This is a genomic window from Aurantiacibacter gangjinensis (assembly GCF_001886695.1).
Taxonomy (GTDB): domain Bacteria; phylum Pseudomonadota; class Alphaproteobacteria; order Sphingomonadales; family Sphingomonadaceae; genus Alteraurantiacibacter; species Alteraurantiacibacter gangjinensis.
Genome location: NZ_CP018097.1, coordinates 1,692,331 through 1,716,423, shown reverse-complemented (window position 1 = coordinate 1,716,423; position 24,093 = coordinate 1,692,331). Strand labels below are relative to the sequence as shown.

Sequence of the window (24,093 nt, the reverse complement as noted above, 5' to 3'; positions counted from 1 at the left end):
GTATGCGGTCTTGCAAAAGGGTTCGGCCCGGCCGCGGAAACCGTTATGGTGCGAAAAGCCGATCAAGCTGATCGAATGATCTGTTGTAACCGTCTGGCGATCAACCCGCGCGCGCGGAGGTCGGCCCGATGTCGACCTGCATGAAGCGCGGCCTGCTGCTCGACTGCGGGGCGCCGGAGGCAATCGCTTCGAGATGGTGGCCGCCGCCCAGCGCCTTTAGAGGCATCCCCGCTGCCGCAAGCATGTAGGGCGACACACGGTGGCGGGTGCAGAGACCGCCCGCCCCGTCGGATACCAGCGGAACTTCGAACTCCACGCCCTGTGTCGCATCCTGCGACCGTTTGACGGTGGCCACCACCAATTGCCCGCCACCAAGATCGAGCACCAGTCCGGTGCCGACAGGCACATCCAGCAAGCCCTCTATGCGGGCGCCGGAGCGCGAAAGGTCTCGCAGCATAGCGGTATAGTGATGGTCTTCATGCACCACGCCGATCCGGCGGAAGAGCGTGCGACGTTCGGCGCGCTGCACGGCCGGCCCGACCGGCTCATACTGCATTTCGCCTGAGTCCAGCTTGGCCATAATCTGATCTTGCGGAATGGCGCGGGAGAAGATGAAGCCCTGAACCAGATCGATGTCCTGCCGACAGATGATCTCCAACTCGTCCATCGCTTCCACGCCTTCGGCAACGATGGTCATGTCCAGCGCCCGCGCCAGGCCGGCAATGGCTACAACGATGGCGAGGTTTGACTTTGCCTCACCCGCACAGCCACGGACGAAGCTCTGATCGATCTTGATCTTGTCGAAGGGAGCTTTCGATAGATAGCTCATCGAAGAAAAGCCCGTGCCGAAATCGTCGAGCGACAGTTTGACGCCTAGCTTCTTGAGGCTGGCGAACATCGTTTCGGTCATGCTCATGTCACCCATGAACACGCTTTCGGTGATCTCAAGCTCCAGCCGCGAGGGTGCCAGCCCCGAATCCTTGAGCGCTTTCTCTACCACTTCGGGCAGCTCTTCGTTGAGGAACTGGCGGGCCGATACGTTCACCGAGACGGGCAGCTCGCCTGGCCACGCCGCTGCGTCCTTGCAGGATTGGCGAAGCGCCCACGTGCCCAGATCGTCGATCAGGCTGCTGTCTTCCGCGATCGGGATAAACACGCCGGGTGAAATGAAGCCGTGCTCCGGATGCTCCCAGCGCATGAGCGCCTCGAACCCTTTGACCTGGTGGGTCTGCGTGTCGACCTGTGGCTGGTAGTGCATCTCCAGCGTTTCGGCTGCGATGGCATCGCGCAAGTCTTCTTCGATCTCGCGCCGGTCGTTCGCGGCATTCTGCAAATCATCGGAATAGAAACGGAACTGCCCTCGCCCGCCACCCTTTGCGGCGTAAAGCGCGAGGTCTGCCGACTTCACCAGTTCATCTGGCTCAACGCCGTCATAAGGGGCGATGGCAATGCCGACCGAAGTGCCGATGATCGCGCGGCTGCCTTCGATGGAATAGGGCTGTGAAATCATCTGGATGATGCGGTTGGCAATCTCGCCCAAATTGCCGCGGTCATCCATATCGGGAATGATGAGCTGGAACTCGTCCCCGCCCAGCCGTCCAATCTCGGCATTTTGCGGCACGATGGTCTGCAGCCGCTGCGATACCTGGCGCAACAATTCATCGCCGGCCGGGTGGCCGAGCGTATCGTTCACCTGCTTGAACCGGTCGAGATCCAGCATCACCAATGCGCAGCTGCGTTTCTCCACCTTGTAGGCGGTGAGCGTTGCTCCGAGGCGCTTACCCATGCGGTGGCGATTGGCGAGGCCAGTCAGCGCATCGTATTCGGCCATGCGGGAAGAGCGCCGCTGTTCCTCGTAAACATCGGTGATGTCCTTCGCCATGCCGCGATAGCCGAGGAAATTCCGATTCCGGTCGAATTGCGGGCGTCCGGTCAATTGCCACCAGCGCCGATCCTCTTGCGATGCTACGCCGTCGGCAAAGCACACGATCTGTTCCATGAAGCTGGATTTGGCGCTCAGCAGGAAGGACATCGGCTTCGTCTCCGTGTCCTGGCCATCATCACAGGCCGTTTTCAGGATCTTGGATAGCGGGTTGCCCAACACATGGCTGTCCGCCGGAAACTGCGACAGGGCCTTCGGCGATAAATAGCTGAGACGGTTTTCCGCGTCGGTCGCCCAGAACCAGGCAATGTCGGCAGCTTCGAAACTTTCGAGCATCTGCGCCCGCTCTCGTTCGCTCACCAGCATGGTGGCAACGGTCGCGGCAGCAGCTTCCGCATCGGGCACGCGCACGGGATCGGACGATTGCCCGCCGAACCCCTTCCACATGTTGCGCACTCCCATCAGCTAGCCTTCCTCATCTGCGCGCGGTCGATTTGCACCGGCGGCGCACCTTTCAGTGCGACGATGTTACCGCCATGATCTTTCTGCAGCGGGATTTCGAACTCCACGCCCATTCGATCGTCCTGGCACCAGCGCGCCGTGCAGGAGATCGAGAAATCGGTCGCGAGGCGGACGATGAACTGCGTGCCTTCGGGCACGTTCCACAACCCCTGGACCAGCGCCCCCGACACGGAGAGATTGCGAATGGTGCCGTTATAAAGATGCCCGTTGTGATCGAGCACGACCTTGCGCAATAGTGTCTGGCGCGGCGCCCGTGCAGACCGCGGACCGCGGGCGACAGCGCCCAGCCCCTGTTCGAGGCGCTCCAGAGCAGCTTCCCGGTCAAGTGGCCGCTCGTAGATATAGCCCTGCACGTGGCTGCATCCATAATGGCGGATGAGATCCAGCTCATCCATCGTCTCAACGCCCTCAGCCGTCGTTTCCATTCCGAGCGCCTGTGCAAGGCTGGTGATGGATGTGATGATAGCGCCGTTATGCGAATCCGGCTCGGTAAGACCGCGCACGAAGCTCTGATCGATCTTGATCCGGTTGAACGGCGCTTTTTTCAGATAGCCGAGCGAGGAATAGCCGGTCCCGAAATCATCGAGCGCCAGGCGCACGCCCAGCTTCTTGAGCGCCGCGAACATCGCATCGGTGTTCGCGATGTCACTGAGGAATACCGATTCAGTGATTTCCAGCTCCAGCTGCGAGGCGCGGATGCCAGCATTGGCGATGGCATTGGCGACGATCGCAGGAAGTTGGGGATTGGCGAATTGAAGCGGCGAGACATTGACCGCGACCTTCACGTCGGCCGGCCACTGCGCCACATCGGCACACGCCTGCCGCAAGGCCCACTCGCCAATCGGCTGTATGAGGCCTGTATCCTCAGCAAGCTGGATAAATCGCTGCGGCTCGATCCATCCCTTTTCCGGATGCTGCCAGCGCATGAGCGCCTCGAAACCGGTGATCTGTTCCGAACTGGTCGAGACGACGGGCTGGTAGTGCATTTGCAACTCGCCCTTCGCAAGGGCATCGCGCAGGTCTTCTTCCAGCCTGGCGCGCGCCTCTGCCTCGGCGTGCAATTCCTCGGAATAGAAGTGCAAGCGGCCCCTGCCGCCGTCCTTCGCCGCATACAGCGCGAGATCGGCATTGCGGATCAGTTCTTCGCTGGTCATTCCGTCATCGGGGCATGTCGCGATACCCACCGATGCGCCGATGACCACGCGCTGCCCGTCGATGGAATAGGGCTGCGAAAGCGAGTTGATGACATCTCGAGCCAGCTGTTCGAGCTTGTCGCGCTTCACCCTGGTGGGAATGATGACCTTGAATTCGTCACCGCCCAACCGACCGACCTGCCCATCCTTGCCGATAGCCCGGACCAGACGACCGGCAACCTGTTTCAGAAGTGCGTCCCCTGCGGGGTGGCCCATCGTATCGTTCACATGCTTGAAGCGGTCGAGATCGAGCAGGAATACCGAGCAGAAGCGGTCGCTGCCCTGCCTGGAATTCAGCACCTTTTCCAGCGACTGGCTCATCTGGAAGCGATTGGCGAGGCCGGTGAGCGAATCGTATTTTGCCAGCCGCGTGGCGTCCTGCTGGCTGCGCCTGCGCTCGGTGAGGTCGGTGCCCGATCCGCGAAACCCGATGAAATTGTTGAAATGGTCGTAGAGCGGGCGACCGGAGACGGACCAATAGCGATCGTCGCCATCGATGGCCGCCTTCATCGGCAGTTCGCTGAAGGAAGAACGCGCCGAAAGGTGGAATTGCAAGGTTCGCTCACCCTCTTCGCCGGAGCCATCCATGTCGAACAAGACGGCAAGCGGCTTGCCGATCAGCGTCTTCGGCGCTCGCTTCAGTGCTTCGGCGACGGGCGGCGAAACGTAGGTCAGCAATGCGCGGCGGTCGGTTTCCCAGAACCAGCCCTGCCCGGTCTGCTCGTAGTCTGTGAGAATGTCCTGTGCGCGCGAAGAAATGCGTTCTTGGGCGCGGCGATGCGCGGTCTCGCTGGCGCGCTGGCGCACCTGCTGGCGCGTAACGACCACGGCAACGCCGATACCCGCCAGCAATCCCAGCACGGCGCCGGCGGAGATGTTGGTAAATACCACCGCTCCGAACAGCGCGATCTGTGCGGCGAAGATCATGGCGGCATGGCGACGAAGGTAGACGACGGCAATCGAGCTGACCGTCAGCAGGGCCGTAAAGACGAAATCCCACGCAATTCCGGCGTCGCGGGCCCATATCGTCATGCCCAGCCCGAAGAGGAAAAGCGGCAGCAGAATGACCGCTGTCGCGCCCGCTACCCGGTATGCCAGCGGCCGGACGGCAACGGCATCCCATACTCTGTCGACAGGCACGACCAGCGCTACCGATAGCGTCAGCAGGATGGCAGGCCCCCATGCAGGCAGCGACTGGGCCGCCCATAGCGAACAGAGGATTGCGCCGCACATGGCAACCAGCAGGAACGGCCACTTCCGCGGAAACAGCTCGCGCTCCACCAGCAAGTGGTGCGGGGGCGCAACCTGTCGTGACAAGACAGGTTCGCGCCGCTCGGAGCTGCGGCGATCGTCCTTTTTCGCCGGCGCTCTCGCCAGCTTCTGCGCTGCGCCTACCGCGTCGGCCGTCGCCGTATCCGGACGCACCTCTCCATCGGCGGAATCCCGCCTTATCCGGCTGAGAGGTGTGCGCTTTGCAGCTTGCATCCCGCCCGCATGGCAGAAATGCCTTGGAAAACGGTTAACCGATCCTATTCCGTTCGCGCGCAAAACCCCGTGTATTACCGTGGGCCAGCGCATTGCCGCGCAAGGTTAATGGGCTAGTATGCATCACGGTTTGCGGGAGATGCCTGTTGCGTCACATTGCGATCATCGGATCAGGGCCTGCCGGATATTACACGGCAGAAGCGGCGCAAAAGCAGTTCGGCGACAATGTTCGCGTCGATATTTTCGACATGCTGCCTGTGCCTTACGGGTTGATCCGCACCGGCGTCGCCCCCGATCACCAGTCGATCAAGGGCGTATCGCGCCGGTATGAAAAGACCGCGCTGACGGAGAATGTCCGCTTCGTCGGCAATATCCGCATCGGCGAGGCTGTATCCGTGGACGACCTGCGCGAGCTCTACGATGCGGTTGTCATCGCTACGGGCGCTCCGGTGGATCGCGATCTTGGCATCGAGGGGGAGGACCTCGCCAACGCGTTCGGCAGCGCGGCCTTCGTCGGCTGGTATAACGGCCACCCGCAATTTGCCGGCCTCGACCCGGACCTCTCCGGCACGACCGCAGTCGTGATCGGCATGGGCAATGTCGCTCTGGATGTTGCGCGCATCCTGGCAAAAACGCCCGACGAATTCGCGGGAAGCGATATCGTGGCCCACGCGCTGGAAACGCTGCGATCCTCCAATATCGAGCGCATCGTCCTGCTGGGGCGGCGCGGCCCGCACCAGATTATGATGACACCCAAGGAACTGGGCGAGCTGGCAGAGCTGGAGCGCGCCGCACCGCATGTCGATACCGATGACCTGCCCGACGAAGCCGAAGACGCGATCCTCGAACCGGGCCTGCGCAAATCGGTCGGCCTGCTGCGGCAATTTGCTGCCACCCCCGAGCATATCCGCGCGGAAAAACGCGTCGCCATCGAATTCGCTTTCCAAGCGCAGCCCGTCGCCCTGCGCGGGGACGGCAAGGTGGAAGCGGTCGAAATCGAACGCACCGAGCTGGTGAAAGGCCGCGCCGTCGGCACCGGCAAGACGGAGCGCCTGCGCGCCGATATCGTCATCAGCTGCATCGGCTATCGCACCGCGCCCATACCCGGCGTCCCGTTCGATGAGCGCGCAGGCCGTTTCGCCAATGACGACGGACGCATTTTGCCAGGACTGTACGCTGTCGGATGGGCCAAGCGCGGCCCGTCCGGCACGATCGGGACGAACAAGCCCGACGGTTTCAATATCATTGAAAAGATTGGCGAAGATTTCGATGCGGGCGTCATCGGCAAGGGCCGCAAAGCGGGACGCGAAGGCTTCGACGCACTCGCCGCCGAGCGCGAACTCGACTACGTGACGTTCCGCGACTGGAAGAAGATCGAGGAAGCGGAAACCGCCGCTGCGCGCGAGGGGTCACCGCGCGAGAAATTCGTCGATATCGAAGCGATGATCAAGGCGGTCAATTAGGCGGCTGTGTCACCGTCTTCAGGCCGAGTTTTCCGCCGCTGGCATCGTCCAGACGCGTCGCCAGCGCAGCCCTGAGGCTGAGGCGCAGGCCAGCAGTCTCGGCTATGTGCAGATCCCATTCGCGCATCACCAATAGGATCGAGATCTTCGGTGACAGGGCCGTCCAGGGAATGAAGACGGAGCGCGCCAGTGGCAGCAATGCCCTGTTGGGTCGCAGACGCAGACCGGTGGCGCAGACTGTAATCGTCATGGCGTTGCGGTATACCGAGGATCGCCAGAAGCTATAACCCAGCGAAGCCGTCTGCCATCCAAAGCGGCGCGATTCCCGATCGTCGCGGTCAGGATACCGGCCCTCCAGCGTGCGCCAGCCGGAGAAGCGCATCATGCCCTCGCCCACCGCCAGCCAGAGGCCGGCAAAGATAGCGACGACGATGACGGCGAGAATCAGCGTAAACTGGGCCTCCGTCCCTGTCGCCGTGAAGAGGAGCAGGGTTATACCCGCATCGGCATCAGCACATAAAGCGCCGGGCTGCTTTCATCCTTGCGGATCAACGTCGGTGCGCCAGCGTCTGCGAAGTGCAGCTCCACCGTCTCGGCGTCGATCTGGCTGAGGATGTCTTTCAGGTAGCCCGCGTTAAAGCCGATCTCCAACGCATCGGAGCCGTATTGCGAGGACACTTCCTCGGTCGCATTGCCGTTGTCCGGGCTGGTGACGGTCAGCGTGACCTTGTCGTTATCGAGGCCCATCTTCACTGCCCGCGTTTTCTCGGTGGCGATGGTCGCCACGCGGTCCACACCGGCGAAAAGCGACTTTGGATCGACTTTCAATAACTTGTCGTTACCCGTTGGAATCACGCGGGAATAATCCGGGAATGTGCCGTCGATCAGTTTACTGGTGAGAACGACGCCGCCTTCCCCGCCCAGCGTAAAGCGGATCTTCGACGGGCTGAGATCGACAGCAACATTGCCTTCCATCGCCTCTTCCAAAAGCTTGCGCAGCTCTGCCACAGCTTTGCGCGGCACAATCACATCGGGCATCCCTTCTGCGCCTGCGGGACGCGCCAGCGTAAATCGCGCGAGGCGGTGGCCATCAGTGGCCGCGGCTTTCAGAACGCCGCCATCATCATCCGCCACATGCAGGAAAATACCGTTAAGGTAATAGCGCGTTTCCTCGGTGCTGATGGCAAAGCGCGTACGGTCGATCATCTCGGCCAGCATTGCGGCGGGGATTTCGAAGCTGGTCGGCAAGTCGCCTTCCACGATCACCGGGAAATCATCACGCGGCAAGGTCGGCAGCGAGAATCGGCTACGGCCGGCCTTTACAGTCATCCGGTTTTCCGCCGTCTCCAGCGAGACCTCACTGCCATCGGGCAGTTTGCGCGCGATATCGAACAGCAGGTGGGCCGACACGGTGATCGCGCCGCCGCTTTCCACGGAATTTGCCTCCAGGCTCTCGATCACTTGCAGGTCCAGATCGGTCGCCATCACCTTCACATGGCCCGCCTCGTCCGCCTCGATCAGCACGTTGGAGAGGATGGGAATGGTATTGCGCCGCTCCACCACCGATTGCACGTGAGAGAGACAACGCAACAGCTTCGCGCGTTCGATGGTGGCCTTCATGGCAGTTCATTCCCCAAGTCTGGCGCGGCGGTGACCGGGATGCCCCGGAATCGCATTGCAGCGCCGGTAAAGTCTCGCCCTCTACCCTTAGCGGCAGTGCTGATACGGGCAAGGATTCGGATGCGGGTGCGACGTAGAAGGTGGGGAAAACTAGGAAAGCATCGCCATGCCGCCATTTACGTGCAGCGTCTGGCCGGTGACGTAGCTTGCTTCTTTCGATGCCAGATAAGCCACGGCAGCGCCGATATCGCCGCCTTCGCCCATGCGGCCCATGGGGATGCGCCCGTTGATCGCATCTTTCTGCTTGTCATCCAGCGCTTCGGTCATCGCAGAGCGGATGAAGCCCGGGGCCACGCAATTCACAGTGATGCCGCGCGCGGCCAGTTCCTGCGCCAGCGACTTGCTCATGCCGACCACGCCTGCCTTGGCCGCGCAGTAATTCATCTGGCCGGGATTGCCCGTGGTGCCCACCACGCTGGTAATGTTGATGATCCGGCCGAAGCGCGCCTTCATCATCGGCCGGGCAGAGGCGCGCATCAGGCGGAACACGGCTTCCAGATTGACCTGGATGACCTGCTCCCATTCCTCGTCCTTCATCCGCATGGCGAGATTATCGCGCGTGATGCCGGCATTGTTGACGAGGATGTCGAGCCCGCCCAGCGTATCGATGGCAGCCGGGATCAATTCCTCCACCTGCGTGGTGTCCGACAGGTTGCAGGTGATCTCCACATGGTCGCCCGCTTCCGGGCTGCCGCAATCGGCGATCAGCTGCTCACGAAAGGCGCGCAGCTTGTCTCCATTGGAGCCGCTGAGTGCGAGGCGCGCGCCCTGCTTTGCCAGCGCATAGGCAATGGAAGAGCCGATGCCGCCGCTGGCGCCGGTCACGAGGGCGGTCATTCCGGTAAGGTCGAACATTCAGATTTCCTTCGCCAAAGCTTCGATATCGGCCATCGTCACCACGCTGGTCTGCGCGGTGTCGGGCGCAATCTTGCGGATCATCGGGGCGAGCACCTTGCCGCCCAGTTCCACGAAATGAGTAACGCCTGCATCCTGCATCGCCAGCACGCTTTCGCGCCAGCGCACACGGCCCGTGACTTGCTGCACCAGCAATTGCCGTTCGGCCTGTGGGTCCGTCACTTCGGCTGCCGTGACGTTGGCGTAAAGCGGCAGGTGAAAGGCCTGTGGCGGCGTTTGGGCAAGGGCTGCGTCCATCGCCTGCGCCGCGGGTTCCATCAGCGAGCAGTGGAAAGGCGCGGAGACGGGCAGCTTGATGGCGCGCTTGCAGCCATGATCCTTGGCGAGAGCTACGGCGCGGTCGATGGCTTCGGCATGGCCCGAAAGCACGACTTGCCCGGGGTCGTTGTCATTGGCGACTTCGCAGACCTGACCCTCGGCAGCAGCGTCGGCCAGTCCTTGTGCTTTTTCCAGATCGGCGCCGAGCAAAGCGCACATCGCGCCTACGCCCACCGGCACGGCGTCCTGCATGGCATTGCCGCGGATGCGCAGCAGGCGTGCGGTATCGGCGAGGCTGAAGGCCCCGGCAGCGGCGAGCGCGGTATATTCGCCCAGCGAATGGCCCGCCACCGCATCGCCCTTTTCGGACAGCCGCACCCCGCCTTCCTCTAATACGCGAACAACAGCCATCGCATTGGCCATGATCGCGGGCTGGGCATTGGCGGTCATGGTCAGTTCGTCTTCCGGACCTTCGGCCATCAGGCGGGCAAGATGCTGGCCCAGCGCCTCGTCCACCTCGCCAAACACCTCGCGCGCGGCGGCGCTCGCCTCGGCGAGGTCGGCACCCATGCCGACCTTCTGGCTGCCCTGGCCGGGAAATACGAAAGCGATCATTGTTCGAAACTCCTTCTCGGACGCCGCGATTATGCGCCCTTGCCGCGCTGCGCAACTCCGAAGGGGATGATCGCATTTTCAGCATCGTGACCGATATCGGCGCGGCCCAAATAGGGGATGCCCGTCCGTTCGCACCAGAAGCGTGCAATGTCTTCGGCTTCCATGCCGAAGGGCCGGTCGTTCTCTGGCACCGCCGAAATGCGCCCCAGCCGCAAGCCCGCCGCGCCTTTCAGGTGCGCGGTGACATGGAAGAAGAGGCGGTCGACCGCGTAGAGATGCTCGGCGACTTCCTCCACGCAGACGACGTGGCCGGTAAGGTCGGGCATCAGATCCGTGCCCACCAGCATGGCCAGCGTCATCAGGTTGAAGGCGACCGTGGGCCGGTCATCCAGCCCGTTCTCCAGAGCTACCTCCTGGCCGGTAAGATAGCCCAACACGCGGCGCACTGCATCCGCGCCGCCTTCACGCTTGATGTCGCCCGCCAGCGGGCCGTGGACCGGCTTGCCGATGCCGTGGCGATAAAGCGCACCGAGCAGCGTGCCTGCATCGGAATAGCCGAGATAGGTCTTCGTGCGCGCGGCATCTTGCATTTGCGCGATGGCATCGGCCGCAATGCGGTTCGAGCCGTATCCGCCCATGGCGAACCAGATCGCGTCGACAGCAGGGTCGTTGGCCGTCGCAACCAGCGCTTCGCGCCGCGTCGCATCGTCGCCGGCGAAATGCCCTTCATGCATGAAGCATTGTGGATGGAATGTCAGCGTGACATCGGGAAACTCGGCCTGCGCGATGGCCAGCACGGCATCAGCCCGTTCGCGGCGGATCGGCTTACCGGGGCACAGGCAGGCGATGCGGGTCCTCATGCGATGCGATTAGCCCGCCTCCTATCGCTCGTCACCCCCGTGCAGACAGCTGCCCAACTGTTTCACCGGAAAAATGGATTCCCGCCTTCGCGGGAATGACGATGATTGTTAGATAGCCCGCCATGACCAATCCCATCACGAGCAAGCCCTATTTCTTCTGCGGCATTGGCGGCTCCGGCATGTTGCCGCTGGCGCAGATCCTTAACGGCCTGGGAGCAGACGTCGCCGGGTCGGACCGCAGCTTCGACCAGGGCCGCACGCCGGAAAAGTTCGCCACGCTGGAGCGGCAGGGGTTTCGCCTGTTTCCGCAGGATGGCAGCGGCATCACATCGGCCGATCAGGTGCTGGTCGCTTCCGCCGCCATCGAGGACACGGTGCCGGAAATCCGCCGCGCGAAGGAGCTTGGCCTTGAACGGCTGACACGTGCAGAATTGCTCGCGCGCCTCTTCAACGATGCGCCGCAAAGCATCGCCGTGGGCGGCACCAGCGGCAAGTCGACAACCACTGCCATGCTCGGCTGGATCATGCATCACGCCGGCCACGCGCCCACCATCATGAACGGCGCTGTGATGAAGAATTTTAAATCGCCCGAACGCCCCTTCGCCAGCGCCACGGTAGGCGACGGCGGCCTGTTCGTATCCGAGGTCGATGAAAGCGACGGCTCCATCGCGCTCTACCAGCCCTCTGTCGCGTTGCTGCTGAATGTCAGCCTCGATCACAAGAGCATGGACGAACTGCGCCAGCTTTTCGGCGATTTCCTGAAACGCGCAGATCGCGGGGTGGTGAATGCAGACGATACCGAGGCCTTCCGCCTGGTCGCGCAGGCGAAAGAACCGCTGACATTCGGCATCGCTAACGGCTGCGCCGCGCTGGGCGTGGTCGAAGGCAGCATTGTTGACGAACCTACGCGGCAGTCCGCAATCATTGTGGACAGGCGCGATGGCGGCGAGCACCGCCTCGCCATCGGCATGCCGGGGCGGCACAACCTCTCCAACGCGCTCGCCGCCATTGCCGCAGCCAATGCGGCGGGCGTTGCAGTCGCCGATGCGGTGGCGGCGCTCGCCGATTTCAAGGGACTGGCCCGCCGCTTCGATATCGTCGGCACTTCCGAGAACGGCATCACCGTGATTGACGATTTCGGCCACAATCCGGAAAAAGCGCGCGCTACGCTGAAAACGCTCAAATCGCATGAAGGCCGGGTGATCGCCTTCTTCCAGCCGCATGGCTACGGCCCGCTGCGACAGATGGGCCACGAACTCGCGCAAACCTTTGCAGAGGAATTGAGCCCTGACGATGTGACGCTGCTGTGCGACCCGGTCTATTTCGGCGGCACCGTCGATCGCAGCGAAGGCAGCGAGCGCATCGTCAAGCTGATCGAAGAGGCCGGCGGCAGCGCACAGCATCTGCCGACCCGCGAGGAGTGCGGCGACCGGATCGTACAGATGGCCCAGCCCGGTGATCGCGTGGTCGTGATGGGCGCACGTGACGATACGCTTACGGGTTTCGCCGAAGCGCTGTTGGGGCGCCTATGAGCCCTTTTCAAAAAGCGACAGCGCTGCGCAGATTCTTTTACGCTGCGATTCCTATGATCTTTGCCGCGTTCCTGCTTGTTGTGCTGACTCAATCGATATGGGCTCTGTTTGCGTTCATTCCGGCGATCTTAGGCCCATGAATGGCGTTTTTCATCGCCAAACGGTGGCCCGCATGCCCGGCGTGTGGAACACAGCTACTGGAAGAGACTAAGGGTGCTGGTTCCGCCAGCATGGGTCATGGCGGTGGATTTTCAGTGAAGCTCGATCGACCAAAACAAGAATGCGGCTATTGCGGGCAACCGCTCACCTGAAAGCCTTTGGCAACCATATCCCGTTAGCGTCCGGTCATTCGCGATTCACGCGGAGGAGATTGGCTTGTGCCGAAGAATTATCGCCAGGGCGGCGTTGGTATGGTGGAAGCGGCGGCGGGCACGTACCTCGTCCACGCCTATTTCGATGATAATCAGGTCGATCTGGTCCGCTCGAACGTGCTCGGCTGGCAAGTTGCGTCGGACCGCACGATCACCCCGCTCGTCGTCGATCCGCGTGCTGCCGACGACGAGGAATGGACGGTGATTCACCCCGATGGAAGGGTCGAGACCTCCGACGGTCGCAGCTGGGACAGCCAGGATGCCTGGCTGCGCGAGGAAAAGCGCGCGAAGAGGCTGGCGGCGTAAGCACCGAGTCCCAGCGCAGGCTGGGACCTCGTCCAACGTGGCGCTGGATCGAGAGAGGCTCCTGCCTTCGCAGGAGCTCACGCCATCTCAATGCCCTCCGACTACAGCCTCATCGGCATGCTCTGTGTGACCAAGCCCCAGCACATTGTGCAGCACGAAGACGATTATGACGCCCAGCACCAGCCCGATCAGCGCGGAAAGCGTGGCGAAAGTCAGCCAGCCGAGGATCGGGCCGAGGCCGCCCGCCAGCGTTTCTACCCAATGCTCGGCTTCATGGATGGCTTCCTCGGGAAAGAGAACGCCCAGTTCGTGCAGACCGTGGATGATGATGCCGCCGCCGACCCACAGCATGGCGACCGTGCCGATCAGCGATAGCGCGGTCAGCAAATGCGGCATGGCATTGACGAGGCCGAGGCCGAAACGCCGTCCGCCCGCCGTCTTGCCTTCCTTCGCCAAGTGCAGTCCCACATCGTCCATCTTCACGATCAGCGCGACGGTGCCGTAAACCACCACCGTCACCGCGATGCCGACGATGGCGAGCACGCCCGCACGCGTCAGCAGGCTCTCGGTCGCCACCTCGCTCAGCGTGATAGCCATGATCTCGGCAGACAGGATCAGGTCGGTGCGGATGGCGCCCGACACGCGCTCTTTCTCGAACTCGACCGGGTCTTCAATGGGGCTTTCCAGATTCTTCCCGTGCTTCGCCCCGCCCAGCTTCTCCATCACCTTTTCCGCGCCCTCATAGCACAGGAAGGCGCCGCCGAGCATCAGGATGGGAATGATGAGCCACGGCAGGAATTCGCTCAACAACAATGCGGCAGGCAGCAGGATCAGCAGCTTGTTCTTCAGGCTACCCTTGGTGATAGCCCAGATGATCGGCAGCTCGCGGCTGGGATCTAGCCCGGTCACATAGCTTGGCGTCACCGCGGCATCATCGATCACCACCCCGGCCGTTTTCGACCCTGCCCGGCCCGCCGCCGCCGCAATATCGTCCACGCTGGCGGACGCCGTGCGCGCGATGATGGAAATGTCGTCGAGAAGGGCGGCAAGGCCTGATGGCATAGGGAGCTCCGGTGTGACTGGGCAATCAACAATGCCCTGCCCTCCCCGTTCCGTACAGACAAGGGTGAGTTGTGCTTGCTTTTCCTTTCAATCGCGCTATGTGCGCGCCTTCCGCGATGCCCGTCGGGCTGCGGAAACCCAAGAAAGCCGGAGGGGCCCCTGCGATCCGCGCGGGTGTTGCCAGCGATCGGCATGAAGTGAAAGGAAGCGCACATGGCTCTTTACGAGCATGTTCTTCTCGCGCGTCAGGATCTGAGCCAGGCTCAGGTCGATGCGCTTGCAGCCGGCGCCACGGAAATCGTGGAGGCCAATGGCGGCAAGGTCGTGAAGACCGAGACCTGGGGCCTGAAGTCCCTCGCCTACAAAATCGACCGTAACCGCAAAGCGCATTTCGTGATGCTCAACATCGACGGTCCCGGCAGCCTCGTGGCCGAGCTGGAGCGTCAGAACCGCATCAACGAAGACATCATCCGCTGGCTCACGATCGCCGTGGAAAACCACGAAGACGGTCCGTCCGTGATGATGCGCAAGAACGACCGCGACAAGAAGAAGCGGTCCGACCGTGAGGAGCGTAACTGATGGCTCGTCCGTTCTATCGCCGCCGCAAGTCCTGCCCGTTCTCCGGCAAGGATGCCCCCGTGATCGACTACAAGGACACGCGCCTGCTGCAGGGCTTCATGTCCGAGCGTGGCAAGATCGTGCCCAGCCGCATCACCGCCGTTTCGGCCAAGAAGCAGCGTGAGCTCGCCAAGGCGATCAAGCGCGCCCGTCACCTGGGCCTGCTGCCCTACATCGTGAAATAAGGGAGAAAGAGACATGGATATCATTCTCCTCGAACGCGTCGGCGGCCTCGGCCAGATCGGTGACGTGGTCACCGTGAAGGACGGTTACGCCCGCAACTTCCTGCTGCCGCAGAAGAAGGCTCTTCGCGCCAACGAAGCGAACAAGAAGGTCTTCGAAGCCAATCGCGACAAGCTGGAAGCCGAGAATGCTGAAAAGCGTACCGAAGCCGAAAAGCATGGCGAAAAGGTGGAAGGCACCGAGATCGTGCTGATCCGCGCTGCCTCCAACGCCGGCCAGCTTTACGGCTCGGTCAATGTGCGTGACGTGGCCATGGGCCTTGCCGACAAGGGCCACGACATCGACAAGAAGCAGGTCATCATGGGCGCACCGATCAAGACGATCGGCATGTTCGACGTGACCGTTCGCCTGCACCCCGAGGTCGAAGTGACGGTAAAGGCCAATGTGGCCCGCTCCGACGATGAGGCTGAGCTGCAGAGCCAGGGCGTGGACGTCATCGCACAGATGAACGAGGAAGAAGCCGCGGCAGACGCCGAAGCCGGCTTCCAGCACGAACTGAACCCCGACCACGAGCTGGGCGACCTGCCCGCTCCGGAAGGTGAAGAGGCCGCTGCCGACGAAGGCGAAGCCGCTGCTGATGACGCTGCCGGTGAGGAAACCACCGAAGGCTGATTCCGCGCTTTATTGCGACGAAACAAGAGGGCGCTACCAGCAATGGCGGCGCCCTTTTTCTTTGTCAGGCGCAGCTGCGCATTACCGCCCCATTACATCCTTTGGCCCGTACCCGGAACCGTCCAAAGAATGGTGCATTGTTACACCGCGTACCGGGCCCCTCTGGCGTCTGCGGCCCTTGCTGCAACGTGATGTCGGACGCAAAAACAGGGAGCCGGGCCTGGTGCGATTTCACGCATCGTAACGCCAAGCTCCAAACAGACAACAGCCCCGGAACAGGGGGACATTGGAGTTTTGAGATGAAAAAGATTTTTGCCATGCCGATGGTCGGCGTTGCCGCCCTCGCCCTCGCCGCTTGCGGTGAAACCGCGACGGACGATACCGCGACCGCAGCAAATGGTGACGAAACCGCGACCGCCGCTGCTAGCGATCCTATCACTGCCGACGAAGTCGAAGCCGCCCAGCAGGCCTGGGGCGAAGGCATCGTGAACATCGGCAACACCTATACCGAAGAAGGCGACTATCGCGCTGCCGCAGAGCAGCACATCGCCAATTTCTATGGCTATGAAGGCAACGAAACCCTGCTGTTCAAGCCGACCCTGGCTGCCGAAGACCAGTTCCGCGGCAACCCTGACGAAGCGCTGAGCTATTTCGTCGGCACCGAAGGCACGGAAGACGGCGGCTTCGCCATCGCACCTTACACCGCCGTGCGCTGGGAAAACGAAGGCACCTTCATCGATGAAGACGGCTCCACCGCCATGGCGATGGGCAATTACTACTTCACCGGCACCGATGGCAACGAAACGAAGGTGGAATATTCCTTCGGCTATGTGCGCGGCGACGATGGCAATCTCGACATCGTGCTGCATCACAGCTCGCTGCCCTACTCGGCCAATTAAAGCCTAGCAGCCCGGGTTCCTTCTTCCTCCCCCCCCTTCAAAGGCCCGGGTGAACCTAAACCCCCGTCCGACAATCGTCCGGCGGGGGTTTTTTGATGGGTGCCGCGAATTGGTCATGGATACGAGTGGCCAAGCGGGTAAGTTTGCAGACATGCCGCGCCCGACGCTTTTCCTCCTTCCAATCCTCGCTCTCGCTGCCTGCGAGGGGCTGGCGGCGACGCAAGAGCCGTCAGAGATGCGAATCGCCCCTGCCGACGAGCCGCGCGTGCTCGATGGCGAGGTGTACGCCGGTTTCGAGCGGTTCGCCTTCAACATCTGCAGGACGGACGAGGAGAGCGGCGACGATTGTCCGCTGCAGCGCGGAAAGGGCGGCGATCGCGGCGAATGCTGGCTGCAACTGGACGAAACGGCGCGCGACGATTTGATCGCGCTGACCGGTTCCGATTACGTGGAAGACGGAAGCTATCGTCTTCAAGGAACCGGAACGGTACGCACAGGGCCCGGTCGGTTCGGACATCTGGGCGGCTATCCCTGCGAAGTGCGGCTGGAAAGCATTCGCAGCATGGCACCGACACAGCAGCCGGAGCCTCGCGAATACTACCCGCCCCCTGCTAGTCGATAACCGCCAGTCCGTCTCCGCCCGGTCCGGTACGAAAGTGGCGCAGCACCGCGCCGCTCGCGAAGTCGATTTCGGCAATGCGATCATTCGCGGTTTCCGCAGCGTAGAGGCGCGTACCATTCTTGTTGAAGACCAGCGTCACCTGCACGGCATCGCGCGAGCCGGATACCGTTATGGCGCGCACAACTTCGTTGCTCGCCGTGTCGACGACCGAGATGTCGCCGCCGCCGAAATTGCTGGTTACCACGTAGTCGCCCGATGGATGCGACGCGATCCGGATGGGCACGTCGCCCACGGCGATCTCCGCTTCGGTCTCCAGCGTTTCGGCATCCAGCCGGTAAATCTTCGCATCGGCGTTGGAGCCGACCCACAGCGTCTCGCCGTCAGGGGACAGGGCCAGCGCCTCCACCTGCCCGCCGAGCGTGCGCCGGTTCAGCACCTCCAGCCCGACGATATCGTAACGCACGAGCTCGCCGGTAGGAATGATCGTACCCCACGCCTGCGTCGCATCGGGACTGACCGTGACCATGTGGGGCCCGGGAGAGGACTCGGTGCCCGTGGGCGCGTCGATCTCTTCGAAGGTGTAGTAGTGGTGCACAAAGCCATTCACCATTTCGGCATCGATGCGGTAAAGCGACCCTCGCCCTTCCGCGCCGGCCACAATCACTCCACCCGGGTGCCAGATTGCACTATGCACGCGGGCATTGGCGCCAAGGCCGATGGCACCTGCGCTTGCGAGCGTTTCGGTGCGATAGAACTGCACCTCACGCCCCGAATAGCAGGCCACCAGCACGAAGGCTTCGTCTGGCGAGACGGTCAGTTCGTGCGGGTTCTCGCACGTCTCGACGCGGTGCGTTTCCTCGCCATTGGCGATATCGATCCGGCTGAGGCTGGCGCCGCGCCTATTGGCGACCAGCAGCGTGCCTTCACTGCCATGCGCCATCTGCACCGGCCCGCCCACCGGATAGGGCTCGGCACAGCTGGCGAGCAGCAATGTGGTGAGCGGAATGGCGAAGGTTTTCATGGCGTCGTTCCCGAAACGGAGCGCCAGCCTAGCGCGTCATTGCAGGAAGTCGAGAATGGCCTGGCCAAGATCTTTCTTGGTGACACTGCCCATATGGTTGCCCGGCACCACCTGCACGCGCGCTTCGGGCAGGGCTTCGGCAAGCCGCTGGGGCGAGCCGTTATCGCGATCGTCCTCGCCGATCAGCACCAGAGTGGGCATGGCGATGCGGCCGATTTCGTCGACCGTGATATCCTCGACGGCGCGCGTCAGCAGGAGGCGCGCAGCGACGCGGTCGATGCCCTGCGCCTTCATGAAGCTCTTGGCGAGGAAGGCCACGTCGCCGCGCTCGATCTCGTCGTAGCGGTCCACCATGTCGACGAAGAAGGCGACCCGCTTCCGCCAGCCGGTGAGCCCTTCCAACCCCATGCCGCCCAGCACCAGCCGCCGCGGCGCAAGGCCGCGCACAACCGCGCTCACAGCCGTGCGCGCGCCAAGCGAGAAGCCGACGAGGTCGTAATCCGTCAGGCCCAGTTCGCGCATGATATGGGCGGCGTCGTCTGCCAGAACGCCCGAGGCATAGGTCTCCGGGTCGGTGGGGGAATCGCTGAGGCCGTGCACACGCCAGTCCGGCATGATGCAATCGAAGCCATTCGCGGCCAACAGCGGCGCGTGGCCGTATTTCACCCAATTCATTTCCGCACTGGAAAACAGGCCGTGCAACATCAGCACGGGCCGCCCGCTGCCGTCTTCAGGCCCCATCCGGTGCACGGCGATTCGCGTGCCATCGGGCGCGGTCACGTGGGTGGTGGTCAGCTCCGCCATCCTATCGCGCGACGCAGGCCTCGCCCGCCCACAATGCGCGGATCGCAGCATCGTCGCTTTCGCTTTCGAAAACGCCCGAAATCGTGGGCGTGCTGGGATCGCCGATCACGAATTCATGGTCCAGCGTGCTTTCGGCCACCAGCTGGATGTTGTCCGCTTCGAGGAATTCGAGGCGCGGAAATTCCGGCACATAAGGCGCTTCCGCCCAATAGCCGACAAACTCGCCATCGCGGAAATTCAGCGTCAGGCCCTGATACTGCGTGAAGGTTAGCCCGCAATCGTTCGGCGTGTCGCTTTCATCGGTCGCGCTGCCGACATAATTGGCGAGCGTCGCCTCGGTCGGCGCGCGCAACGATCCGAACGGCACGGCCAGTTCCTCGAAACCGCCCTGGGCCGGGATGACGATGCCGGTGCCTTGCAGATCGAGGACCGCGTCCTCCATCGGCTCGAGCGATCCGTTTTCGGGAGCTACCTCTTCGGCAGGCGCATCCTGCGGCTCTTCCATACATGCCACCAGCATCAGCGGAAGTGCGCAAAGGATCAGGCGTTTCATCGAATTACCCCTTCTGCAAGTGACGCCGGCCCAGCAGCTCGGCAATCTGCACGGCGTTCAATGCCGCTCCTTTCCGCAAATTGTCGGACACGCACCACAAGGTCAAACCATTATCCACGGTGCTGTCTTCACGCACACGGCTGATATAGGTCGCGCCGTCTCCCGCGCTTTCCACAGGCGTGACGTAGCCGCCATCCTCGCGCTTATCGACCAGCATGATGCCCGGTGCCTCCCGCAAGATGTCCTGCGCCTCGCTCGCGCTGATTTCGTTTTCGAATTCGAGATTGATCGCCTCGGCATGGCCGACGAATACCGGTACGCGCACGCAGGTGGCGGTCACTTTCACCTTGGGATCGAGGATCTTCTTGGTCTCGACCACCATCTTCCACTCTTCCTTGGTGGAGCCGTCATCCATGAACACATCGATATGCGGGATGACGTTGAAGGCGATCTGCTTGGTGAACTTGGACGGTTCGACCGGATCACCCACGAAGATGGCCCGGCTCTGCTCGAACAGCTCGTCCATCCCCTGCTTTCCCGCTCCCGAAACGGACTGGTAGGTGGAAACGACCACGCGCTTGATTTTCGCCGCATCATGCAGCGGCTTTAGCGCCACCACCATCTGCGCAGTCGAGCAGTTGGGATTGGCGATGATGTTCTTCGCCTTGTAGCCATCAATCGCATCCGGGTTCACCTCGGGCACGATCAGCGGCACGTCCGGATCCATGCGGTAGAGACTGGAATTGTCGATCACCACGCAGCCCGCCTTGGCCGCTTTCGGCGCATATTCCTTGGTCGCCGCGCTGCCGCAGGCGAACAGGGCGATGTCCCAGCCGGTAAAGTCGAAATGCTCCAGGCTTTTACACTTCACCATCTTGCCGCTGTCGCCGATCTCGATCTCCGATCCGACCGAACGCGAGCTGGCGACGGCGGCGACTTCGTCCATCGGAAACTCGCGCTCTGCCAGGATGGCGAGCATTTCGCGCCCGACATTCCCCGTCGCTCCGACCACGGCTACTCGATAACCCACTACTGCTTCTCCACCGGATGATGCTGTCTTGCGCGCCCCGCTGCCCGCCCTAGAACGGCTTGGCAAGGGGAAAGGCAATGCAGGACCGTATCAGCGCGTGGGCGAGGGCGGCGAGGCATTTCACCTATGCCGGTCACGAGCTTGTCTACTGGACCGCGGGCGATGGGCCGCCGCTGCTGCTGGTGCATGGCTTTCCCACCTCTTCCTTCGACTGGATGGCGCTGTGGGATGATCTTGCGCGCACACACACCGTGATAGCCTGCGACTTCCTCGGCTTCGGCCTGTCGGACAAACCTGCGCAGGGGCTGCGCGGCAATGGCTACGACCTCATGGACCAGGCCGATGTGCTGGCCCACCTGTTGCGCGATGTGCTGCGGATCGAAGCTTTCGATGCCGTGGTGCACGATTACGGCGTATCGGTCGGGCAGGAAATGCTGGCGCGGCAGGTGGAGGGAGCCGGATTTGCGGGGCTCGGCCGGATGATCTTCCTGAACGGCGGCATCTACCCGCACCAGCACCGTCCGCTGCCGATACAGACGCTCGGCCTCTCACCGCTCGGCCCGCTGGTCAGCGCGCTGATGAACCGGCGGCGCTTCGGGCGCAGTTTTTGCAGAGTGTTCGGCCCGGATAGCCAGCCGACGGCGGAAGAACTGGACGCGCACTGGCATTTCATCAGCCACAAGAACGGCCATCGCAATACCCATCGCCTGTTGCGATACATGACCGATCGCAAGCGCCACGCGCAGCGCTGGGTCGGGGCGCTGACTACTGTCGAAATGCGCATCGGCCATATCAACGGCGCTCTCGATCCGGTGTCCGGCGCGCATGTCTATCGCCACTGGCGCGAACATCTGCCGAATGCGAGCCACGCTCTGCTGGAGAATGTCGGGCACTACCCGCAGATCGAGGCGCCGGAGCGTGTGCTCGCCCTCATCGGCGAATGGTTGGCAAGCGGACATGCTTAACTTCATGCTAACCAGTTTCGATAGGCCGATATTAACCGCTCGCGCTCAAGTTTGCGAAAGGTGGTGAGGGAAACCCTGGTCCCGCAATCATCGCCATGATCGATTCGATCTGTGCCTCTAAAGGCAATGGGGCGGCGTCCAATGCCCGGACACCGCCCCTTCTTTTTGCCTAAAATCGGAACTTTCTATTCGCCGCCATGCTCCTCGGGCGGGGTGACCCCGTTTCGCTCCAGGAAGTTGAAGACCGTATTGTAGCGGTGCGGCGAAATCTGCTCGCCCGAAACGCGGTGCGTGTAGCCGGGATAGAGCATCATTTCGAAGGGGATGTTGTTCTCCTGCCAGACCGAAATGATCTCGGTCGCGTTCTCGAACACCACATTGTCATCCGCCATGCCGTGGATGATCAGCAGCGGATCGGAAATGGCCGTCGCATCGGGAATGGCGCTCGCCGCTTCATAGGCCGCCGCATCCGCCTGCGGCGTGCCCATATACCGCTCCGTGTAATGGGTATCGTACAGCTCCCACCGCGTGACGGGCGCGCCGCTGATGCCGGCGGCGTAAAGTCCGGGATCGGCCTGCATGCGCTTGAGCGTCATGTACCCGCCATAGGACCAGCCATCGATGGCGATCTTGTCCGGATCGACGAAATCGAGTGTGCGCAGATACTCCGCGCCCGCGCGCTGGTCGCGCACCTCGACGCCGCCCATGGCGCGGTAGAGCGGCTGCTCGAACGCCACGCCGCGATTGTTGGAGCCGCGATTGTCCAGCGCAAACCAGATATAGCCGCGATCGACGATGGCCTGGCGCAGCGCGCCGTTCCAGCCGCGATTGACGATCTGCGGACCCGGCCCGCCATAATGATAGAAGTAGACCGGATATTGCACGCCCGGTTCCATCTCCGGCGTCACCATTTCCCAATAAAGCGGTGTGCCGTCCTCGGCTGCGATCGTGCCATATTGCGTGGGACGATGGCTGGCGACGAAGGGCGCGTAGGGATGGTCCGCATCCAGCGCATTCTCTTCCACCCATGCGAGGCGCTGGCCCTGCTGGTCGGCGATGTAGATCTGCGGCGGCGTATCGTCGTTGGAGCGGGTGATGAGCATGGTCTGCCCCTGCCCATCCATGCTGGCCGAATAGGTGAAGCCGGGCTGCGTCAGGCGACGGACACTGCCGGGATCGGCGAGGTCGAGGCTGTAGACATGCTGCTCCAGCACATCGTCGCGCGTGCCCTGGAAGAACACCGTGCCTGCCGACTGGTCCACGCCCACAAGGCTGGTGACGACCCACTCGCCTTCGGTCAGCTGCTGCCAGCCGCCATCGTCCAGCAGATAGAGATGGCCGAACCCGTCCCGCTCGGACCACCAGATGAGGCGGCCATCCTCCAGGAAGCGGTAATTGTCGCTGAGATTGATCCAGTAATCCTCGACCGCGGCATTTTCGGTGAAGAGGATATCGCTCGCGCCCGACACCGGATCGACCCGCAGCACGTCCATCACGGTCTGTTCGCGGTTCTGCCGCTGCACGTAGAACTCGCTGCCATCGGGCGCCCAATCGACGCGCGCGACATAGATGTCGGTGTTTTCGCCCAAATCGACCTGAACCCGCTCGCTGCCATCGGGGTTCATTACGAACAGTTCGACAATCGCATTGGCACTGCCCGCAACCGGATAGCGCTGGTCGTACACCTCCGTGCCTGTCGCGCCGATGGCGGCGCGGGTGACGATGCCGACAGGGCTTTCATCGGTGCGCTGCACCACGATGCGGCTATCGTCGGGTGCCCACCAATAGCCGGTCAACCGGCTCATTTCTTCCTGCGCCACGAATTCCGCCTCGCCCCAGCGGATCGTGTCTTCCTCTTCCGGCGTGATCGGCTGCTGGTCAGCGCCGGTTTCCCCCACCCAAAGGCGGCGGTCGCGCACGAAGGACACGTATTCGCCCGTCTCGCTGAGCGAGGGATTGAGCTCGGTTTCCTCGGTATCGGTCAGCCGTGTCACCTCGCCGCCGATGCGCGCGAGATACAGGTCGCCATCCAGCGGTACCAGCAGGCCGGAACCGTCCGGCGTCCATTGGTAGGAGATGATCCCGCGCAAATTGCCGACCCGCGCCCGCTCGCGCTGCATGCGCTCGTCTTCACTCAGCTCGCGGCCCGTGCCCAGCGCCTCGCTGTCGACCAGCATCGACCATTCGCTGCTCTCGCGGTCATAGGCCCACAGATCGTACCGCTCGCGCTCATCCTCGCGATTGCGCAGCACGGTGAGGTAGCGACCATCGGGCGACAGCTTTGCCTGGCGCGGTGAAGGTCCGTCGAGCGACGGGCTGGCGAAGACACGCTCGAAAGTCAGTTCGGGCGCATCCTGTGCCATTACAGGCGTGGCCATGGTCGATGCAGCAAGCGCAGCGAGAAAAAGGTGACGCATTTCAAAACAAACCCCGTCATTGCGAGCGACCGGAAGGTCGCGCGGCAATCCATGGAGCGACCCGCTGGTTTGCAGACCATCGGGCCATGGATTGCTTCGGAGCCATGCTCCTCGCAATGACGAGATAGAAACGCAAGAGTACAACGAAAAAGGGCGGCCCGAACA

The 24,093-nt window shown here is 62.5% G+C and carries 22 protein-coding genes; 9 read left to right on the top strand and 13 right to left on the bottom strand.

Features of this window, described 5'->3' with window-relative positions:
• Positions 1-100: 100 nt before the first annotated feature.
• Both BMF35_RS08400 and BMF35_RS08395 read right to left on the bottom strand, forming a co-directional pair.
• Positions 101-2,344: an EAL domain-containing protein gene (locus BMF35_RS08400; protein WP_047005559.1), complete on the bottom strand. Its 2,244-nt coding sequence runs from the start codon at positions 2,342-2,344 to the stop codon at positions 101-103.
• Positions 2,344-5,082, bottom strand: a complete 2,739-nt coding sequence (locus tag BMF35_RS08395) for an EAL domain-containing protein (RefSeq protein ID WP_052765870.1) — start codon at positions 5,080-5,082, stop codon at positions 2,344-2,346. The genes BMF35_RS08400 and BMF35_RS08395 overlap by 1 nt, the downstream gene beginning before the upstream one ends.
• 146 nt (positions 5,083-5,228) lie before the next feature.
• Here BMF35_RS08395 and BMF35_RS08390 point away from each other — a divergent pair, with 146 nt between their 5' ends.
• Positions 5,229-6,545, top strand: coding sequence for an FAD-dependent oxidoreductase (locus tag BMF35_RS08390; RefSeq protein WP_047005558.1), 1,317 nt, complete (start codon positions 5,229-5,231; stop codon positions 6,543-6,545).
• Here the strand turns inward: BMF35_RS08390 and BMF35_RS08385 are convergent.
• From BMF35_RS08385 to BMF35_RS08365, 5 genes are all read right to left on the bottom strand, one after another.
• Positions 6,538-6,930 (bottom strand): hypothetical protein, encoded by a 393-nt coding sequence (locus BMF35_RS08385; protein WP_047005557.1) that lies wholly within the window; start codon positions 6,928-6,930, stop codon positions 6,538-6,540. The two genes, BMF35_RS08390 and BMF35_RS08385, sit on opposite strands and share 8 nt — an antisense overlap.
• Before the next feature lie 107 nt (positions 6,931-7,037).
• Complete coding sequence (gene dnaN, locus BMF35_RS08380; protein WP_047005556.1) at positions 7,038-8,165, bottom strand: DNA polymerase III subunit beta; 1,128 nt, start codon at positions 8,163-8,165, stop codon at positions 7,038-7,040.
• A gap of 150 nt (positions 8,166-8,315) precedes the next feature.
• Complete coding sequence (gene fabG / locus BMF35_RS08375) at positions 8,316-9,080, bottom strand: 3-oxoacyl-[acyl-carrier-protein] reductase (protein WP_047005555.1); 765 nt, start codon at positions 9,078-9,080, stop codon at positions 8,316-8,318.
• Positions 9,081-10,013: an ACP S-malonyltransferase gene (gene fabD / locus BMF35_RS08370; protein ID WP_047005554.1), complete on the bottom strand. Its 933-nt coding sequence runs from the start codon at positions 10,011-10,013 to the stop codon at positions 9,081-9,083.
• Positions 10,014-10,042: 29 nt separating this feature from the next.
• Positions 10,043-10,873: an LD-carboxypeptidase gene (locus tag BMF35_RS08365; RefSeq protein ID WP_047005553.1), complete on the bottom strand. Its 831-nt coding sequence runs from the start codon at positions 10,871-10,873 to the stop codon at positions 10,043-10,045.
• Between the two features lie 122 nt (positions 10,874-10,995).
• Between BMF35_RS08365 and BMF35_RS08360 the strand changes: the two genes are divergently transcribed.
• Both BMF35_RS08360 and BMF35_RS08355 read left to right on the top strand, forming a co-directional pair.
• Positions 10,996-12,405: a glutamate ligase domain-containing protein gene (locus BMF35_RS08360; protein WP_047005552.1), complete on the top strand. Its 1,410-nt coding sequence runs from the start codon at positions 10,996-10,998 to the stop codon at positions 12,403-12,405.
• A 377-nt stretch (positions 12,406-12,782) separates the two neighbouring features.
• The gene (locus BMF35_RS08355; protein ID WP_047005551.1) at positions 12,783-13,082 is read left to right on the top strand and encodes a hypothetical protein; all 300 of its coding nucleotides are present in this window, start codon (positions 12,783-12,785) and stop codon (positions 13,080-13,082) included.
• 87 nt (positions 13,083-13,169) lie between these two features.
• Here BMF35_RS08355 and BMF35_RS08350 read toward each other — a convergent pair whose 3' ends face one another.
• A complete protein-coding gene (locus BMF35_RS08350; RefSeq protein ID WP_047005550.1) occupies positions 13,170-14,144 on the bottom strand; it encodes a DUF808 domain-containing protein in 975 nt (324 codons plus the stop codon).
• A 213-nt stretch (positions 14,145-14,357) separates the two neighbouring features.
• Between BMF35_RS08350 and rpsF the strand changes: the two genes are divergently transcribed.
• From rpsF to BMF35_RS08325, 5 genes are all read left to right on the top strand, one after another.
• Positions 14,358-14,723 carry a 30S ribosomal protein S6 gene (gene rpsF / locus BMF35_RS08345; protein WP_047005549.1) on the top strand — a complete coding sequence of 122 codons (366 nt, stop codon included), beginning with the start codon at positions 14,358-14,360 and terminating at the stop codon, positions 14,721-14,723.
• Positions 14,723-14,947, top strand: coding sequence for a 30S ribosomal protein S18 (rpsR, locus tag BMF35_RS08340; RefSeq protein ID WP_047005548.1), 225 nt, complete (start codon positions 14,723-14,725; stop codon positions 14,945-14,947). Before rpsF ends, rpsR begins: the two co-directional genes overlap by 1 nt.
• A 13-nt stretch (positions 14,948-14,960) precedes the next feature.
• Complete coding sequence (rplI, locus tag BMF35_RS08335; RefSeq protein ID WP_047005547.1) at positions 14,961-15,617, top strand: 50S ribosomal protein L9; 657 nt, start codon at positions 14,961-14,963, stop codon at positions 15,615-15,617.
• A gap of 299 nt (positions 15,618-15,916) precedes the next feature.
• Complete coding sequence (locus BMF35_RS08330; protein WP_047005546.1) at positions 15,917-16,516, top strand: hypothetical protein; 600 nt, start codon at positions 15,917-15,919, stop codon at positions 16,514-16,516.
• A 151-nt stretch (positions 16,517-16,667) separates the two neighbouring features.
• Positions 16,668-17,138: a hypothetical protein gene (locus BMF35_RS08325; protein ID WP_071961197.1), complete on the top strand. Its 471-nt coding sequence runs from the start codon at positions 16,668-16,670 to the stop codon at positions 17,136-17,138.
• On the opposite strand, the gene BMF35_RS08320 is transcribed toward BMF35_RS08325, so the two are convergent.
• Genes BMF35_RS08320 through BMF35_RS08305 form a run of 4 tightly spaced genes read right to left on the bottom strand, consistent with a single transcriptional unit; the run spans position 17,128 to position 20,546 of the window.
• Positions 17,128-18,159, bottom strand: coding sequence for a YncE family protein (locus BMF35_RS08320; protein WP_052765869.1), 1,032 nt, complete (start codon positions 18,157-18,159; stop codon positions 17,128-17,130). The two genes, BMF35_RS08325 and BMF35_RS08320, sit on opposite strands and share 11 nt — an antisense overlap.
• A 36-nt stretch (positions 18,160-18,195) precedes the next feature.
• Positions 18,196-18,963 carry an alpha/beta fold hydrolase gene (locus BMF35_RS08315; RefSeq protein ID WP_047005544.1) on the bottom strand — a complete coding sequence of 256 codons (768 nt, stop codon included), beginning with the start codon at positions 18,961-18,963 and terminating at the stop codon, positions 18,196-18,198.
• Between the two features lies 1 nt (position 18,964).
• Positions 18,965-19,516 (bottom strand): hypothetical protein, encoded by a 552-nt coding sequence (locus BMF35_RS08310; protein WP_047005543.1) that lies wholly within the window; start codon positions 19,514-19,516, stop codon positions 18,965-18,967.
• Positions 19,517-19,520: 4 nt separating this feature from the next.
• Positions 19,521-20,546 carry an aspartate-semialdehyde dehydrogenase gene (locus BMF35_RS08305; protein ID WP_047005542.1) on the bottom strand — a complete coding sequence of 342 codons (1,026 nt, stop codon included), beginning with the start codon at positions 20,544-20,546 and terminating at the stop codon, positions 19,521-19,523.
• A 77-nt stretch (positions 20,547-20,623) separates the two neighbouring features.
• Here BMF35_RS08305 and BMF35_RS08300 point away from each other — a divergent pair, with 77 nt between their 5' ends.
• Entirely contained in the window at positions 20,624-21,511 is an 888-nt protein-coding gene (locus BMF35_RS08300; protein WP_047005541.1) for an alpha/beta fold hydrolase, read from the top strand.
• A 185-nt stretch (positions 21,512-21,696) separates the two neighbouring features.
• Here the strand turns inward: BMF35_RS08300 and BMF35_RS08295 are convergent, their stop codons facing one another.
• Positions 21,697-23,928 (bottom strand): S9 family peptidase, encoded by a 2,232-nt coding sequence (locus tag BMF35_RS08295; protein ID WP_047005540.1) that lies wholly within the window; start codon positions 23,926-23,928, stop codon positions 21,697-21,699.
• Positions 23,929-24,093: the final 165 nt, after the last annotated feature.

Bases quoted from the DNA above. Each gene is read 5' to 3' on its own strand.
- fabD (WP_047005554.1), bottom strand. From the start codon at position 10,013: ATGATCGCTTTCGTATTTCCCGGCCAGGGCAGCCAGAAGGTCGGCATG.
- BMF35_RS08385 (WP_047005557.1), bottom strand. From the start codon at position 6,930: ATGATGCGCTTCTCCGGCTGGCGCACGCTGGAGGGCCGGTATCCTGAC.
- BMF35_RS08350 (WP_047005550.1), bottom strand. From the start codon at position 14,144: ATGCCATCAGGCCTTGCCGCCCTTCTCGACGACATTTCCATCATCGCG.
- BMF35_RS08395 (WP_052765870.1), bottom strand. From the start codon at position 5,082: ATGCAAGCTGCAAAGCGCACACCTCTCAGCCGGATAAGGCGGGATTCC.
- BMF35_RS08295 (WP_047005540.1), bottom strand. From the start codon at position 23,928: ATGCGTCACCTTTTTCTCGCTGCGCTTGCTGCATCGACCATGGCCACG.
- BMF35_RS08400 (WP_047005559.1), bottom strand. From the start codon at position 2,344: ATGGGAGTGCGCAACATGTGGAAGGGGTTCGGCGGGCAATCGTCCGAT.
- fabG (WP_047005555.1), bottom strand. From the start codon at position 9,080: ATGTTCGACCTTACCGGAATGACCGCCCTCGTGACCGGCGCCAGCGGC.
- dnaN (WP_047005556.1), bottom strand. From the start codon at position 8,165: ATGAAGGCCACCATCGAACGCGCGAAGCTGTTGCGTTGTCTCTCTCAC.
- BMF35_RS08360 (WP_047005552.1), top strand. From the start codon at position 10,996: ATGACCAATCCCATCACGAGCAAGCCCTATTTCTTCTGCGGCATTGGC.
- BMF35_RS08330 (WP_047005546.1), top strand. From the start codon at position 15,917: ATGAAAAAGATTTTTGCCATGCCGATGGTCGGCGTTGCCGCCCTCGCC.
- rpsR (WP_047005548.1), top strand. From the start codon at position 14,723: ATGGCTCGTCCGTTCTATCGCCGCCGCAAGTCCTGCCCGTTCTCCGGC.
- BMF35_RS08365 (WP_047005553.1), bottom strand. From the start codon at position 10,873: ATGAGGACCCGCATCGCCTGCCTGTGCCCCGGTAAGCCGATCCGCCGC.
- BMF35_RS08315 (WP_047005544.1), bottom strand. From the start codon at position 18,963: ATGGCGGAGCTGACCACCACCCACGTGACCGCGCCCGATGGCACGCGA.
- rpsF (WP_047005549.1), top strand. From the start codon at position 14,358: ATGGCTCTTTACGAGCATGTTCTTCTCGCGCGTCAGGATCTGAGCCAG.
- BMF35_RS08325 (WP_071961197.1), top strand. From the start codon at position 16,668: ATGCCGCGCCCGACGCTTTTCCTCCTTCCAATCCTCGCTCTCGCTGCC.
- BMF35_RS08300 (WP_047005541.1), top strand. From the start codon at position 20,624: ATGCAGGACCGTATCAGCGCGTGGGCGAGGGCGGCGAGGCATTTCACC.
- BMF35_RS08310 (WP_047005543.1), bottom strand. From the start codon at position 19,516: ATGAAACGCCTGATCCTTTGCGCACTTCCGCTGATGCTGGTGGCATGT.
- BMF35_RS08320 (WP_052765869.1), bottom strand. From the start codon at position 18,159: ATGAAAACCTTCGCCATTCCGCTCACCACATTGCTGCTCGCCAGCTGT.
- rplI (WP_047005547.1), top strand. From the start codon at position 14,961: ATGGATATCATTCTCCTCGAACGCGTCGGCGGCCTCGGCCAGATCGGT.